Below are 14,430 nucleotides of genomic sequence, written 5' to 3' on the forward strand. Positions count from 1 at the left end.
TTACACGGGATGTGGACAAGGGCTCGGTCCGGCCCGAAACCGGATCGTGATGCTCCGCACCGGTCACCGCCGGTCCGCCGCCGAGGGGCGCCGGGGTTTCCACAGCCGCCGGTTTTTCCACAGCCCCGCACCGCTCCGCACCGCCTGTCGGGCCCCGGCGGTACGGTCGGTCCATGCTCAAACTCGCGGTGGTCGAAGGCGTTCTGGAGCGGATCACCTATGCCAATGAGGAGAACGGCTATACGGTCGCGCGGGTCGACACCGGCCGTGGCGCGGGCGATCTGCTGACCGTCGTGGGCTCGCTGCTGGGCGCCCAGCCGGGTGAGTCGCTGCGGATGGAGGGCCGCTGGGGCTCCCACCCGCAGTACGGCAAGCAGTTCACCGTGGAGAACTACACAACCGTCCTCCCCGCCACCGTCCAGGGCATCCGCCGCTATCTGGGCTCCGGTCTGATCAAGGGGATCGGCCCGCGGATCGCCGACCGCATCACCGAGCACTTCGGTATCGAGACCCTGGACGTCATCGAGCAGCGGCCGGAGCGGCTGATCGAGGTCCCCGGCCTCGGCCCCAAGCGCACCAAGATGATCGGGGCGGCCTGGGAGGAGCAGAAGGCCATCAAGGAGGTCATGATCTTCCTCCAGGGCGTCGGCGTCTCCACCTCCATCGCGGTGCGGATCTACAAGAAGTACGGGGACGCCTCGATCTCCGTGGTGAAGAACGAGCCGTACCGGCTGGCGGCCGATGTCTGGGGCATCGGCTTCCTCACCGCAGACAAGATCGCCCAGTCGGTCGGCATCCCGCACGACAGCCCCGACCGGGTCAAGGCCGGTCTCCAGTACGCCCTGTCCCAGTCCACGGACAACGGTCACTGCTATCTCCCCGAGGAGCAACTGATCGCGGACGCCGTGAAGTTGCTCCAGGTCGACACCGGTCTGGTGATCGACTGCCTGGGGGAGCTCGCCGCCGAGGAGGGGGTGGTGCGCGAGCGGGTCCCCGCCCCGGACGGCGGCGATCCGGTCGCGGCGGTCTATCTGGTCCCCTTCCACCGCGCGGAGATCTCCCTGGCCGGTCAGGTGCTGAGGCTGCTGCGCACCGAGGAGGACCGGATGCCCGCCTTCCAGGGGGTGGACTGGGAGAAGGCACTGACCTGGCTGGCCGGTCGCACCGGCGCCGAGCTGGCCCCCGAGCAGCGGGAGGCGGTGCGGCTCGCGCTCACCGAGAAGGTCGCGGTGCTCACCGGCGGCCCGGGGTGCGGCAAGTCCTTCACCGTCCGGTCCGTGGTGGAGCTGGCCCGCGCCAAGAAGGCGAAGGTGGTGCTGGCCGCCCCCACCGGCCGGGCCGCCAAGCGGCTCGCCGAGCTGACCGGCGCCGATGCCTCCACCGTCCACCGGCTGCTGGAGCTCAAGCCCGGCGGCGACGCCGCGTACGACCGGGATCGTCCGCTCGACGCCGATCTGGTGGTGGTCGACGAGGCGTCCATGCTCGATCTGCTGCTGGCCAACAAGCTGGTCAAGGCGGTCCCGCCGGGTGCGCATCTGCTCTTCGTCGGCGATGTGGACCAGCTGCCCAGCGTCGGCGCCGGGGAGGTGCTGCGCGATCTGCTGGCCCCCGGCGGCCCGGTCCCGGCGGTGCGGCTGACCAGGATCTTCCGCCAGGCTCAGCAGTCCGGAGTGGTCACCAACGCCCACCGGATCAACGAGGGGGTGCCGCCGCTCACCCAGGGGCTGTCCGACTTCTTTCTCTTCGCCGAGGACGACACCGAGGAGGCCGGGCGGCTCACGGTCGATGTCGCGGCCCGCCGCATCCCCGCCAAATTCGGTCTGGACCCCCGGCGTGACGTGCAGGTTCTCGCCCCGATGCACCGCGGCCCGGCGGGCGCGGGCGCGCTGAACGGACTGCTTCAGCAGGCCATCACCCCCGCCCGCCCGGACCTCCCGGAGCGCCGTTTCGGCGGCCGGATCTTCCGCGTCGGCGACAAGGTGACCCAGATCCGTAACAATTATGAGAAAGGGGCCAATGGGGTCTTCAACGGCACGGTTGGAGTCGTCACCTCCCTCGACACCGACGAGCAGCGGCTGACCGTGCTGACGGACGAGGACGAGGAGGTGCCGTACGACTTCGACGAGCTGGACGAGCTGGCTCACGCCTATGCGGTGACCATCCACCGCTCCCAGGGCAGTGAGTACCCGGCCGTCGTGATTCCGGTGACCACCGGAGCCTGGATGATGTTGCAGCGCAATCTGCTCTACACGGCGGTGACCCGCGCCAAGCGCCTTGTGGTGCTGGTCGGCTCGCGCCGCGCGCTGGGGCAGGCGGTGCGTACGGTCTCGGCGGGAAGGCGCTGCACGGCACTGGACCACCGGCTCGGCGGCGATGTACGAGTCGAGAGTGCCATGAGGGTTTCCGAACGATGACGAACGGGGCAGGATGGGCGTGAAAGCGGCACTGAGTGCCGCCAAAAGGCCCATTGGCCGACCCCGAGTGCACGTCCATCGTCCGGATGGGGGAAGGTGGGGGGAGTCAGGGCACCTCGAAGAAGAGAACCAGGACGTCGGTGAGGGATGACGTGAGCGACAACTCTGTAGTACTGCGGTACGGGGACGGCGAGTACACCTACCCGGTGGTCGACAGCACCGTCGGCGACAAAGGCTTCGACATCGGCAAGCTGCGTGCCCAGACCGGTCTGGTGACCCTGGACTCCGGTTACGGCAACACCGCCGCGTACAAATCCGCGATCACCTATCTCGACGGTGAGCAGGGCATTCTGCGCTATCGCGGTTACCCCATCGAGCAGCTGGCGGAGCGCAGCTCGTTCCTGGAGACGGCCTTCCTGCTGATCAACGGCGAGCTGCCCACGGTGGACGAACTGGCCGCGTTCCGCGAGCAGATCACCACCCATACGCTGCTCCACGAGGACGTCAAGCGCTTCTACGACGGCTTCCCGCGCGACGCCCACCCGATGGCCATGCTGTCCTCGGTGGTCAGCGCGCTGTCGACCTTCTACCAGGACAGCCACAATCCCTTCGACGAGAAGCAGCGCGACCTCTCGACGATCCGGCTGCTGGCCAAGCTGCCGACCATCGCGGCGTACGCCTACAAGAAGTCGGTCGGCCATCCGTTTGTCTACCCGCGTAACGACCTTGGCTACGTCGAGAACTTCCTGCGGATGACCTTCTCGGTCCCGGCCCAGGAGTATGAGCTCGACCCGATCGTCGTCAGCGCCCTCGACAAGCTGCTGATCCTGCACGCCGACCACGAGCAGAACTGTTCGACCTCCACCGTCCGGCTGGTCGGCTCCTCGCAGGCGAACATGTTCGCCTCCATCTCCGCGGGCATCAGCGCCCTGTGGGGCCCCCTGCACGGTGGTGCCAACCAGTCCGTGCTGGAGATGCTGGAGGGCATCCAGGACGCGGGCAGCGACGTCGACACCTTCATCCGCAAGGTGAAGAACAAGGAAGACGGTGTGAAGCTCATGGGCTTCGGGCACCGCGTCTACAAGAACTTCGACCCCCGGGCGAAGATCATCAAGTCGGCGGCGCACGATGTGCTCTCCGCCCTCGGCAAGTCGGACGAGCTTCTTGAGATCGCCCTCAAGCTCGAGGAGCACGCCCTCGCCGACGACTACTTCGTCGAGCGCAAGCTCTACCCGAACGTGGACTTCTACACCGGTCTGATCTACCGGGCGATGGGCTTCCCGACCGAGATGTTCACCGTGCTGTTCGCGCTCGGCCGGCTGCCGGGCTGGATCGCCCAGTGGCACGAGATGATCAAGGAGCCGGGTTCCCGCATCGGCCGCCCGCGCCAGATCTACACGGGCATCGTCGAGCGCGAGTTCGTCCCGGTCGAGCAGCGCTAAGGGCGACCTCTTCCGTCTCTGAGTGCCCCGCTCTCCCGGCGCGTGCCGGAAGGGTGGGGCACCGTTGCGTCTCCGGGGTGGCCCGGTTCCCGCCGGGTGACCCCGGGAGGAATGGGCGCCTTGGAGCCCCGGGTTCGCCCGGTTCCCGGTGAGTGACCCGAGGGAAAGGGCACCTTGGAGCTTCGGGTTCCTTGGTCTGGCGGCGGGTGAGGCGAAGGGGCGCGCCGCTGTCGAAAGGGAGAGCGTGCGGAGGCCGCGAGGCTGCAATCGATATGCGGCTCCGCCGCGTGGAGTGGCCGAGCACGGTCGACCGTCGACAGCGGCTGGAGCGCCCCGGAGCCGAACCGAGCCCCCGAAAACGCGAAAGCGCCCCGCTTCCGATCCCCCCACGGGTCGGAGCGGGGCGCTTCCCATGTCCCGGTACGGATTCCCCCCACGGGATCCGGCCGGGCGTCCACGGGCCGCACGGGCGGCGTTGCGGCGCGATCTGCCGGGACGAGTACCGCGGGAGGGCCGCTCAAAGCTCCCCGAGTACGTCGCCCCGGCCACGCGTAGCGGGATACGTCCCCCAAGACGAATCCCCACCGTCCCATTAGACTCGCGACCCCCCGAAATGGTTACGTTCGGTTGTCTGTGATCTGCGTCTCTTGCCATAAGGGGCGTACAAGGGCAAGAGCCTCGATTTGAAGATCGAGGCTCCCGTGTATGGGTGCTGTGCGGCTTATGGGGAGCTGGTGAAGCTATGTGGACGCTGTGAAGGTCCGCAGTCGCAGGCTGTTGGTGACGACGAATACCGACGAGAACGCCATGGCGGCTCCCGCGATCATCGGGTTGAGCATTCCGGCCGCCGCGAGCGGCAGCGCGGCCACGTTGTAGCCGAACGCCCAGAAGAGGTTGCCCTTGATGGTGGTGAGCGTCCGGCGCGCCAGCCGGATCGCGTCCGCCGCCACCCGGAGGTCGCCGCGGACCAGGGTCAGGTCCCCGGCCTCGATGGCCGCGTCCGTACCGGTGCCCATGGCGAGCCCGAGGTCGGCGGTGGCCAGGGCGGCCGCGTCGTTGACGCCGTCGCCCACCATGGCGACCGTACGGCCCTCGCCCTGGAGCCGCTTGACCACGTCCACCTTGTCCTGCGGCAGGACGTCGGCGATGACCTCTTCGACGCCGGTCTCGCGCGCCACCGACTCGGCGACCAGCCGGTTGTCCCCGGTCAGCAGGACCGGGGTGAGGCCGAGGGCGCGCAGCTGGGTGACGGCCTCGGCGCTGGTCTCCTTGATCGCGTCGGCGACCAGCAGGATGCCGCGCGCCGCGCCGTCCCAGGCCACGGCGACGGCCGTATGGCCCTCCGTCTCGGCGGCGGCCTTGGCGGACGCCAGTTCCTCGGGGAGTTCGACGGCCCACTGGCCGAGCAGCTTCTCCCGGCCGACCAGCACCTCGTGTCCGTCCACCACACCCCGTACGCCGAGCCCGGCGACGGAGGTGAAGCCCTCGGACACCGGGAGGGCGCCGACGCGCTCGGCCGCGCCGTCCGCGACCGCGCGGGCGACCGGGTGTTCGCTGGCGTGCTCCACGGCGCCGGCGAGGCGCAGCAGATCGCCCTCGTCCGTGCCGGACGCGGTGACGACGCCGCGCAGCCGCATCCGGCCGGTGGTGACCGTGCCGGTCTTGTCCAGGACGACGGTGTCCACCCGGCGGGTCGACTCCAGTACCTCGGGGCCCTTGATGAGGATGCCCAGTTGGGCACCGCGGCCGGTGCCGACCATGAGCGCGGTCGGGGTGGCCAGGCCCAGGGCGCAGGGGCAGGCGATGATCAGGACGGCCACCGCGGCGGTGAAGGCGGCGGTCGCGTCACCGGTGGCGGCCAGCCAGCCGAGCAGCGTGCCGAGGGCGATCAGCAGCACGATCGGTACGAAGATCCCGGAGACCCGGTCGGCGAGCCGCTGGACTTCGGCTTTGCCGTTCTGCGCGTCCTCCACCAGCTTGGCCATCCGGGCGAGCTGGGTGTCGGCGCCGACGCGGGTGGCCTCCACGACGATCCGGCCCGCCGCGTTGACGGTCGCGCCCGCCACCGCGTCGCCCACCACGACGTCCACCGGCACCGATTCGCCGGTCAGCATCGAGGCGTCCACGGCCGAGCCGCCCTCGACGACCGTGCCGTCGGTGGCGATCTTCTCGCCGGGGCGGACGACGAAGCGGTCGCCGACCGCCAGCTCGCCGACGGGGACGCGGACCTCCCGGCCGTCGCGCAGGACGGCCACGTCCTTGGCGCCGAGCTCCAGCAGGGCGTGCAGCGCGGCCCCGGCCCGCCGCTTGGACTTCGCCTCCAGGAACCGGCCGAGGAGGATGAAGGTGGTCACCCCGGCGGCGGCCTCGAGGTAGATCGAGGACGTTCCGCCCGTACGGGACACGGTGAGGTCGAAGCCGTGCCGCATCCCCGGCATGCCCGCGTCGCCGAAGAACAGCGCCCAGAGGGACCAGCCGAGGGCCGCCAGGGTGCCGAGGGAGACGAGGGTGTCCATGGTGGCCGCACCGTGCCGGGCGTTGGTCCAGGCGGCCCTGTGGAAGGGTGCGCCGCCCCAGGCGACGACGGGCGCGGCGAGGGTGAGCGAGAGCCACTGCCAGTTCTCGAACTGGAGCGAGGGCACCATCGCCAGCACGACGACGGGCAGGGACAGCGCGAGGGAGACGAGCACGCGGTGGCGCAGGGTGTCCGGCTCGCCCTCACCGCGCCCGGGGCGGTCCGCCGCGCCGCCGGGGGGCTCGGCGGTGTCGGCCGGGGGAGCGGGCTCGGGCGGGCGCGGTTCCTCGGCGGTGTAGCCGGTTCTGACGACCGTGGCGATCAGGTCCGCCACCTCGACCCCGGTGCCGTAGGACACCTTGGCCTTCTCGGTGGCGAAGTTGACCGTGGCGGACACTCCGTCGATGCGGTTGAGCTTCTTCTCGACGCGCGCCGCACACGAGGCACACGTCATTCCGCCGATGGCGAGTTCGACCTGTGCCGTGTGCCCGGCCTCGGGAGCCGTGGGAGCCGTGGTGGTCATGTCTGGGTCTCCTGGGAGGAGGGCCGGTGCCGTACGGCGGCTGTATGAGCAGGGCGGTACGGCCAGGCGGGAGGAGTCAGGGGTGCTCAGGCCCGGTCGGCGAGTTCGTACCCCGCCTCGTCGACGGCGGCGCGGACGGCCTCGTCGTCCAGTGGGGTGGCCGAGACGACGGTGACCTGTCCGGTGGAGGCCACCGCCTTGACGGAGGAGACGCCGTCGAGGGCGCCGAGTTCCTCGGTGACGGCGCTCTCGCAGTGGCCGCAGGTCATTCCGGTCACCTGGTAGACGGTGGTGAGGCCGGAGCCGGTGTTCGCCTCGGAGCTCATGGACTCTCTCCTGTGTGGGGTGGGCGTGTCGGTTGGGACGCAGGAGGCACCGGATGTCCCAGGGTCTCCTGACTCTGTCAACTCTATACCCCTAGGGGGTATTCCCGGAAGCCGGAAGTGCGCCGGATCTCGAGGGGCGCGACGCGCCCGCGCGCGCTCCCCCTTCGCGGATACGCGCCTGAAGACCGCAGGCGTGGGTCCGGATCAGGGGGCGGGGGCACCCTCGGTGCCGATGACCGGGGCGAGATAGCCGTACAGGGCGGCCTTGGTCTCGGCGATGTACGCCTCCCGCTCCGCTCCCTGATGGCACAGGATCAGATCGAGACCGGCCTTGAACAGCTGGAACGCCATGGTGGCGGTGCGGGCGCGGCGGTCGGCGGGCAGAGCGGGCTGGTAGCGACCGATCAGTTCCTCCACCCGGGCCTGGAGGGTGAGGTGCAGCGCGTCGTGCTCCTCGACCACGCGGCCGGGGGCCTCCGAGGAGTGGATCAGTGCGAGGAAGGCGGGATTCGCGCAGTTGAACTCGATCATTGGATCGAGGACCGCGTCGAGCATCTCGCCCAGCGGCAGCGAGGCGTTCTCGACGGTGAAGATCAGGCCGTGGGCCTGCCGCATCTGATGGGTCAGCCGCTCGCCCAGTTCGACCGCGATGGCCTCCTTGTTCGGGAAGAACTGGTACAGCGTGCCCGGGGAGACCCCGGCCTCGCGGGCGATCGCGTTGGTGCTCGCGGAGGTGTAGCCGCTCCGGCAGAAGACGTTGGCGGCCGCGTCGAGCAGCTGCTGGACCCGGCGCTCGCCGCGCGCCTGTCTGCGGCGCGGCTTGGCGGCTCCCTCGGGCTGGGCTGCCTTGCTCTCGGTCACGCGCAATCTCCGGATCTTGTTTCATTGACAAACGCGAGTGCCCGCTCGCATTATTGTAAAACGCGAGCGACCGCTCGTGTCTGCCAGTCTATGGCAAGCAATGACCCATGCCGCCTGCCCGGACGTCGCGCGGGGGGATGGGCACAGGTGAAGGGGACACCGTGCCATGACCGCTGTCAACCGGCCGTCGGGGGACCGGATCGGAGGATGGACCCGCCTGGTCACGGCGCGCCCCCGGCTCTCCTTGCTGCTCGCCCTGCTCTTCACCGCACTCGCCGTGGTGGCGGGCAGCGGTGTCGCCGACCGGATGGGCAGCGGCGGCTGGGAGGACCCGGCCTCCCAGTCCTCCTACGCCACCAAGGCGTTGGAGAAGCACTTCCCGACCTCCCAGCCCAATCTGATCCTGCTGGTCGACAGCGGCAGGGCCACGGTGGACGACCCGGCCGTCGCCGCCGAGGGCCGCGCGCTCGCCAAGAAGCTGGCCCAGGAGGAGTCGGTCACCGGCGTCACCTCCTACTGGGACACCGGCGCGGCCACCCTCCGCCACCGGGACCGCGGCGAGGCGATCATCGCCGCGCGCATCGTGGGCGACGAATCCGCCGCCAACAAGGCGCTGGAGCGGCTCGCCCCGCACTACCGCGGGGACCACGGCCCGGTCGAGGTGTCGATCGGCGGCATGGTCGCGGTCCGCCATGAGCTCCAGACCACCATCCAGGAGGATCTGCTGCGGGCCGAGATGATCGCCCTGCCCATCACCCTGGTGCTGCTCGTCATGGTCTTCGGCAGCGCGGTGGCCGCCCTGCTCCCGCTCGGTGTGGGGATCATCGCCATCCTGGGCACCAACGCGGTGCTGCGCGGCCTCACCGAATTCACCGATGTCTCGGTCTTCGCGCAGAACCTCACCACCGCGCTCGGCCTCGGACTGGCCATCGACTACGCCCTGTTCATCGTGCGCCGCTTCCGCGAGGAACTGGCCACCGGCGCCGCCACCCTGCCCGCCGTGGCCGCCACCCTGCGCACCGCCGGGCGCACCGTGCTCTTCTCGGCGCTGACCGTCGCCGTCTCGCTCGCCGCCATGCTGGTCTTCCCGCAGTACTTCCTGCGCTCCTTCGCCTATGCGGGCATCGCCGTGGTGCTGATCGCCGCGGCTGCCGCCCTGGTGGTGCTGCCCGCGGTGCTGGTGCTCCTCGGCGACCGGGTCAACTCCCTCGATCTGATGAAGCTGCTGCGCCGCGGCCGCCCTGCCCGTACCGGGGAGCCCGGCCGGGGTTGGGGGCGGCTCGCCCGGCTGGTCATGCGGCGCGCCCCGCTGTTCGCGCTGGCCACCGTCGTCGGGCTGGTCGCGCTCGGACTGCCCTTCCTGAGGGTGGAGTTCGGCACCGCGGACGACCGTCAGCTGCCCACGAGCGCCGAGTCGCACACGGTCCAGCAGCACATCCGGGACGGCTTCCCCGGCGGCCCCGGCGGCGCCGTCGAAATCATCGCCGAGGGACGCCCCGGCACCCGCGCCCTCGCCGACTACAGCGCCAAGCTCTCCACGCTGCCCGATGTGCGGCGGGTCGACAGCCCCGCGGGCCAGTTCGCGGGCGGCCGGCAGATCGCCCGGCCCGGCCCGGCCGAGGCGGCGCGCGCGGCCCAGGGGGGCGCGTACCTCACCGTGCTGGCCAAGGGCGAGGCGGTGGACGCCGCGAGCCAGGATCTGGTGCGGGACGTCCGCGCCCAGCACCCCCCGTTCAGCGCCTCGGTGACCGGCACCGCCGCCGTCCTGGTGGACACCAAGGACTCCATAGCCGACCGGCTGCCCTGGGCCGCCGCGATCATCGCCGCCGTCACCCTGCTGCTGGTCTTCCTGCTCACCGGCAGTGTGCTGATACCGATCCAGGCGGTGCTGCTCAACGCGCTCAGTCTCACCGCGATGTTCGGCGCGGTGGTGTGGGTCTTCCAGGACGGGCATCTGTCCGGCCCGCTGTCCTTCACCACCTCCGGCGACATCGAGACCACTCTGCCGGTGCTGATGTTCTGCGTCGCCTTCGGCCTCTCCATGGACTACGGCGTCTTCCTGCTCTCCCGGATGAAGGAGGAGTACGACCGCACCGGGAACCACACGGCGGCCGTGGAGTTCGGACTGCGGCGCACCGGCGGACTGATCACGGCGGCCGCGCTGATCCTCGCCGTGGTCATGGTCGCCATCGGCACCTCGCGGGTCACCAACACCAAGATGCTGGGCCTGGGCATCGCCCTGGCGGTGCTGATGGACGCCATGGTGGTGCGCAGTCTGCTGGTGCCCGCGGTGATGCGGCTGACCGGCCGGGCCACCTGGTGGGCGCCGGGCCCGCTGCGCCGGCTGCACGCCAGGATCGGACTGAGTGAGGGGGAGTCCGTCCCGACCGGGGGCGGCGGCAGCGGGGATGACACCGGGCCCCGCAGCGAGGAGGGGCTGCGGGACCCGGTCCGCGCGGGGCACTGACGCCTTCCGCGGGGCTGTCGCCCCTTCCGTAAGGCGCCGGGGACATCTCGTGCGTGGTGCGGAGGGGCACCGGCCGCGCGGGGCTTCGGGGGCAGGCGGCGCTGGGTCCTGTCCGGTGGATCTCTGACGATCAGCCCGCGTCGCGGGCCGAATGAGATCCCCCGGACAGGACCTAAGGGGCGTCGCGCCGCCCGCGTCGGTTGCCGGGTCTGCGGGCCACCCAGGACCGGACGGTGTCCGCGTACCAGAACGGTTTGCCGCGCTCCACCAAGTCGGGAGGCGGCAGCAGTCCGTGCTTGCGGTACGACCGTACGGTGTCGGTCTGGACCCCGATATGCGCGGCGATCTCCTTGTACGACCACAGCCTCCGGTCGGTCATCTCTCGCGCCCTTCCCGCAGACACCGCGACCACGGCCCCGGTGGGGCCGTCGGGGGAGCCACGGCAGACCTGCTGACGATCTCTCACCCTGTGCCCGGTGAACGACGCTGAGTGATCACCGGACAGGGGTTGTTGAACACCTGTGACGAAGGCGTGTGGAGATGTGACGGCTGTGACAGCGGAGTGACGCTCAGGCTCCGAGCTCGGACATCCGTGTGGTGATTTCCTCCAGCCGCACCGGGCGGTGCTCCAGCCGGGACAGCTCACATGCCTCGGCCACCAGCAGGGCGTAGAGCGCCTGCTGACCGGAGCAGGGGTTGGGGGCCGCGCCCCGGGCCGCCCGGACGAAGGCGGCCAGCTCCGACCGGTAGGCGTCCGCGAACCGCTCCAGGAAGTGCGCCCAGGGCCGGGCGGGACCGGCGGGTCCGTCCGGTTCGGCAGAGGTGAAGGGCGTACGGCCGTCCAGTCCCACCACCAACTGGTCGCGCTCGCCCGACAGTTCCATCCGCACGTCGTATCCGGCGCCGTTGTAGCGGGTGGCGGTCGCGGTCACCAGCGTGCCGTCGTCCAGCGTCAGCAGCGCCGCCGCGGTGTCCACATCGCCCGCCTCCCGGAAGAACGCGGCACCGTCCGCCGAGCCGGACGCGAATACCTCCACCACCTCACGCCCGGTCAGCCAGCGCACGGCGTCGAAGTCATGCACCAGACAGTCCCGGATCAGCCCGCCGGAGTGGGGCAGGAACTCCGGCGGCGGGGGAGCGGCGTCCGAGGTGATCGCCCGGATGGTGTGCACCCGGCCGAGCCGTCCCTCGCGCAGCGCCTCCCGTGCGGCCCGGTATCCGGCGTCGAACCGCCGCTGGAAGCCCAACTGGAGCATGGTCCCGGCCGACTCGACCTCGCTCAGCGCCCGGACGGTGCCCGCCAGGTCCAGGGCGATGGGCTTCTCGCAGTACGCGGGCAGCCCGGCCCGCGCCGCCCGGGTGATCAGCCCGGCGTGCGAGGCGGTCGCGGTGGCGATCACCAACGCGTCGATCCCGCCGCTGAAGACCGCGTCCACCGATACGGCGGCGGTCACCGGCACGGTGGCGTCCGCGCCGATCCGCGCCGCCAGTTCGGCGGCCCGCGCGCTGTCGGCGTCCCCGATCAGCAGTTCGTCGACGCCGTCCGTGGCGGCGAGGGCGGCGGCATGGAAGGAGCCGATCCGCCCGGCGCCGAGAAATCCGATGCGCATGATGTGTTTCCGTCCAGGTGAATGAGGAGTCGCGTCGGGGGACAGCGGAGCGCCGGCCGCGGCGGCGGCCGGCCCTCCGGGTGGTCAGCCGTGACGGATGATCAGCGGTAGAGGGCCGGGCGCTCGATCATTTCGACGGCCGTGCGCTCACCGGTCCTCTGGGCCCGCAGCCCCGCCTCGCAGACGGCGGCCGCGGCATAGCCGTCCCAGGTGCTGGGCCCCTCGACCACCCCGCGCCGGGTGGCGTCGACCCACGCCTGCACCTCCCGGTCGTACGCCTCCTCGAAGCGGGCCACGAAGTCCGGGGCGATCTCGCCGCCCCAGCCGCCGGGGCGGTTGACCAGCATGCCGTGGGCGTCGCCGACCCGCGCGGTGCCGCGTTCGCAGACCGCCTCGGTCTGCACCTGGTAGCCGAAGCCGCAGGTGGCGAACATCTCGACGGTGACGAGCGCACCGCCGCTGGTCTCGAAGATCACCAATTGGGGGTCGCCGAGCCCCTCGGGCGCGTTGCCGCTGGGCGTCGGCTTGAGCACCGTCACCGTGGTGATCTCCTGCTCCAGCAGCCAGCGCGACTGGTCCATCTCATGCACCACCGAGTCGCTGATCAGCATCTCGGTGGTGAAGTACGAGTGCACCGAGGCATTGCGGTGGCGGCAGTGCAGCATCAGCGGACGGCCCAGCTCGCCGGTGGCCAGCAGCGCCTTGAGCTTCATGAACTCGGAGTCGTAGCGGCGCATGAAGCCGACCTGGACCCGGCGGTGGCCCAGCTCCTGCTCGGCCTCCAGAACCCGCAGCGCGGACGCCGAGTCCGGGGTGAGCGGCTTCTCGCACAGCACCGGCAGATCCCGCTCGAACGCGCTGAGCAGCGCGGCCTCGTGCGCGGGCCCGGGTGAGGCGATCAGCACGGCGTCCACGCCGGGCGCGGACATCGCGGCGGCCGGATCGGTGAACGCCCGGCAGCCCTCGGCCGTGTCGGCGACCGACTTGGCGCGCGCCTCGTCGATGTCGACCACGGCCGCCACCCGCGCGCCGCTGATCACGTCATTGATCCGGCGGACATGGTCGGCGCCCATCTTGCCGGTCCCGATGACGGCGATCCCGAGCGTCCCCTGCTGGGTCATAAGCGGTCTCTTCTCTTTCTGCCGGTGCGGCTTGTGCTGATGAGGCTTCTGCTGGTGCGGGTGGTGGCTCGCCCGGCGGGCCGGTGCGGGGTGTCAGGCGCCGCAGGAGCGCAGGAAGCGGCGGGTGCGCTCGGCGATCGGGAAGGGCTGGTCGGGCGGGCAGGGGTACATGTCCTGCTCGACGATGGCGAATAGGTCCACATCCAGCTTCTGGGCGGCGGCGAGGACCGGTGCCAGCTCGGGCACACCGTTCGGCGGCTCGCACATCACCCCGCGCTGGACGGCCGGGCCGAACGGCACCCCGTTCTTCACCACGTCGGCCAGGATCTCCGGGTCCACCTGCTTGAGGTGGAGATAGCCGATGCGCTCGCCGTAGGTCTCGATGAGCTTGACGCTGTCGCCGCCGCAGTAGGCGTAGTGCCCGGTGTCCAGACACAGGTTGACCAGGCCGGAGTCGGTCGCGTCCAGGAAGCGGGCGACGTTCTCCTCGGTGTCGATGTGGGTGTCGGCGTGCGGGTGGACGACGATCTCCAGGCCGTAGCGCTCCCGCACCTCACGGCCGAGCCGCTCCATCCCGGTGGACAGATGGCGCCACTGCTCGGCGGTCAGCTCCCGGGGCTCGATGATCTCGGCGGTCTTGTCGTCCCGCCAGAAGGAGGGGATGACCACCAGGTGCTTCGCGTCCATCGCCCGGGTCAGCTCGGCGACCTGGGCGACATGCGCCCAGGTGGCGTCCCAGACGTCGGGTCCGCGGTGCAGCGAGGTGAAGACGGTGCCGGCCGAGACGGTGAGCCCGCGGCGGCCGGTCTCCTCGGTGAGCCGGGCCGGGTCGGTCGGCAGATAGCCGTACGGACCCAACTCGATCCAGGAGTAGCCGGCCTCCGCTACCTCGTCGAGGAAGCGCTGCCAGGGGACCTGCTGCTCGTCGTCGGGGAACCACACCCCCCACGAGTCGGGGGCCGAGCCGACCCGGATGCGGTCCAGGGCGGGTACGGGAGAGGCGGCGGCAGTCATGGGGAGGGGTCTCCTCTCGCCGGTCATCGGCGACCGGGGAAGGGGGCGGTGCGGATTCCGGGGCTCGCTGAGGGGGTGGGTGCCCGCGTCGTACTGTTTTGGGCAGCTTCACGGTCCGGGCGGGCGGTCGTCAAGGG

The 14,430-nt window shown here is 70.9% G+C and carries 10 protein-coding genes; 3 read left to right on the forward strand and 7 right to left on the reverse strand.

Features of this window, described 5'->3' with window-relative positions:
* The first annotated feature begins 173 nt into the window (after positions 1–173).
* Complete coding sequence (locus HUT19_RS26600; protein ID WP_176182875.1) at positions 174–2,414, forward strand: ATP-dependent RecD-like DNA helicase; 2,241 nt, start codon at positions 174–176, stop codon at positions 2,412–2,414.
* Between the two features lie 152 nt (positions 2,415–2,566).
* Positions 2,567–3,856 carry a citrate synthase gene (locus HUT19_RS26605; RefSeq protein ID WP_176182876.1) on the forward strand — a complete coding sequence of 430 codons (1,290 nt, stop codon included), beginning with the start codon at positions 2,567–2,569 and terminating at the stop codon, positions 3,854–3,856.
* A gap of 740 nt (positions 3,857–4,596) precedes the next feature.
* On the opposite strand, the gene HUT19_RS26610 is transcribed toward HUT19_RS26605, so the two are convergent.
* From HUT19_RS26610 to HUT19_RS26620, 3 genes are all read right to left on the reverse strand, one after another.
* Positions 4,597–6,894, reverse strand: a complete 2,298-nt coding sequence (locus HUT19_RS26610) for a cation-translocating P-type ATPase (RefSeq protein WP_176182877.1) — start codon at positions 6,892–6,894, stop codon at positions 4,597–4,599.
* 86 nt (positions 6,895–6,980) lie between these two features.
* Positions 6,981–7,220: a heavy-metal-associated domain-containing protein gene (locus HUT19_RS26615; protein ID WP_176182878.1), complete on the reverse strand. Its 240-nt coding sequence runs from the start codon at positions 7,218–7,220 to the stop codon at positions 6,981–6,983.
* A 204-nt stretch (positions 7,221–7,424) separates the two neighbouring features.
* Positions 7,425–8,081 carry a TetR/AcrR family transcriptional regulator gene (locus HUT19_RS26620; RefSeq protein ID WP_176182879.1) on the reverse strand — a complete coding sequence of 219 codons (657 nt, stop codon included), beginning with the start codon at positions 8,079–8,081 and terminating at the stop codon, positions 7,425–7,427.
* Between the two features lie 166 nt (positions 8,082–8,247).
* Here HUT19_RS26620 and HUT19_RS26625 point away from each other — a divergent pair, with 166 nt between their 5' ends.
* Positions 8,248–10,548 (forward strand): MMPL family transporter, encoded by a 2,301-nt coding sequence (locus HUT19_RS26625; RefSeq protein ID WP_176182880.1) that lies wholly within the window; start codon positions 8,248–8,250, stop codon positions 10,546–10,548.
* A gap of 172 nt (positions 10,549–10,720) precedes the next feature.
* Here HUT19_RS26625 and HUT19_RS26630 read toward each other — a convergent pair whose 3' ends face one another.
* From HUT19_RS26630 to HUT19_RS26645, 4 genes are all read right to left on the reverse strand, one after another.
* Entirely contained in the window at positions 10,721–10,927 is a 207-nt protein-coding gene (locus HUT19_RS26630; RefSeq protein WP_176182881.1) for a MerR family transcriptional regulator, read from the reverse strand.
* 190 nt (positions 10,928–11,117) lie between these two features.
* On the reverse strand, positions 11,118–12,158 hold the full coding sequence (locus HUT19_RS26635) for a Gfo/Idh/MocA family oxidoreductase (protein WP_176182882.1): 1,041 nt from the start codon (positions 12,156–12,158) through the stop codon (positions 11,118–11,120).
* A 101-nt stretch (positions 12,159–12,259) separates the two neighbouring features.
* Entirely contained in the window at positions 12,260–13,279 is a 1,020-nt protein-coding gene (locus tag HUT19_RS26640; RefSeq protein ID WP_176182883.1) for a Gfo/Idh/MocA family protein, read from the reverse strand.
* Positions 13,280–13,372: 93 nt separating this feature from the next.
* Positions 13,373–14,293: a sugar phosphate isomerase/epimerase gene (locus HUT19_RS26645; RefSeq protein ID WP_176182884.1), complete on the reverse strand. Its 921-nt coding sequence runs from the start codon at positions 14,291–14,293 to the stop codon at positions 13,373–13,375.
* Positions 14,294–14,430 lie beyond the last annotated feature (137 nt).

This window comes from Streptomyces sp. NA02950 (assembly GCF_013364155.1).
Lineage (GTDB): Bacteria > Actinomycetota > Actinomycetes > Streptomycetales > Streptomycetaceae > Streptomyces.

Excerpts from the sequence above, each read along its gene's own strand:
- HUT19_RS26630 (WP_176182881.1), bottom strand. The coding sequence starts at position 10,927 with ATGACCGACCGGAGGCTGTGGTCGTACAAGGAGATCGCCGCGCATATC.
- HUT19_RS26615 (WP_176182878.1), bottom strand. The coding sequence starts at position 7,220 with ATGAGCTCCGAGGCGAACACCGGCTCCGGCCTCACCACCGTCTACCAG.
- HUT19_RS26610 (WP_176182877.1), bottom strand. The coding sequence starts at position 6,894 with ATGACCACCACGGCTCCCACGGCTCCCGAGGCCGGGCACACGGCACAG.
- HUT19_RS26645 (WP_176182884.1), bottom strand. The coding sequence starts at position 14,293 with ATGACTGCCGCCGCCTCTCCCGTACCCGCCCTGGACCGCATCCGGGTC.
- HUT19_RS26640 (WP_176182883.1), bottom strand. The coding sequence starts at position 13,279 with ATGACCCAGCAGGGGACGCTCGGGATCGCCGTCATCGGGACCGGCAAG.
- HUT19_RS26635 (WP_176182882.1), bottom strand. The coding sequence starts at position 12,158 with ATGCGCATCGGATTTCTCGGCGCCGGGCGGATCGGCTCCTTCCATGCC.
- HUT19_RS26600 (WP_176182875.1), top strand. The coding sequence starts at position 174 with ATGCTCAAACTCGCGGTGGTCGAAGGCGTTCTGGAGCGGATCACCTAT.
- HUT19_RS26625 (WP_176182880.1), top strand. The coding sequence starts at position 8,248 with ATGACCGCTGTCAACCGGCCGTCGGGGGACCGGATCGGAGGATGGACC.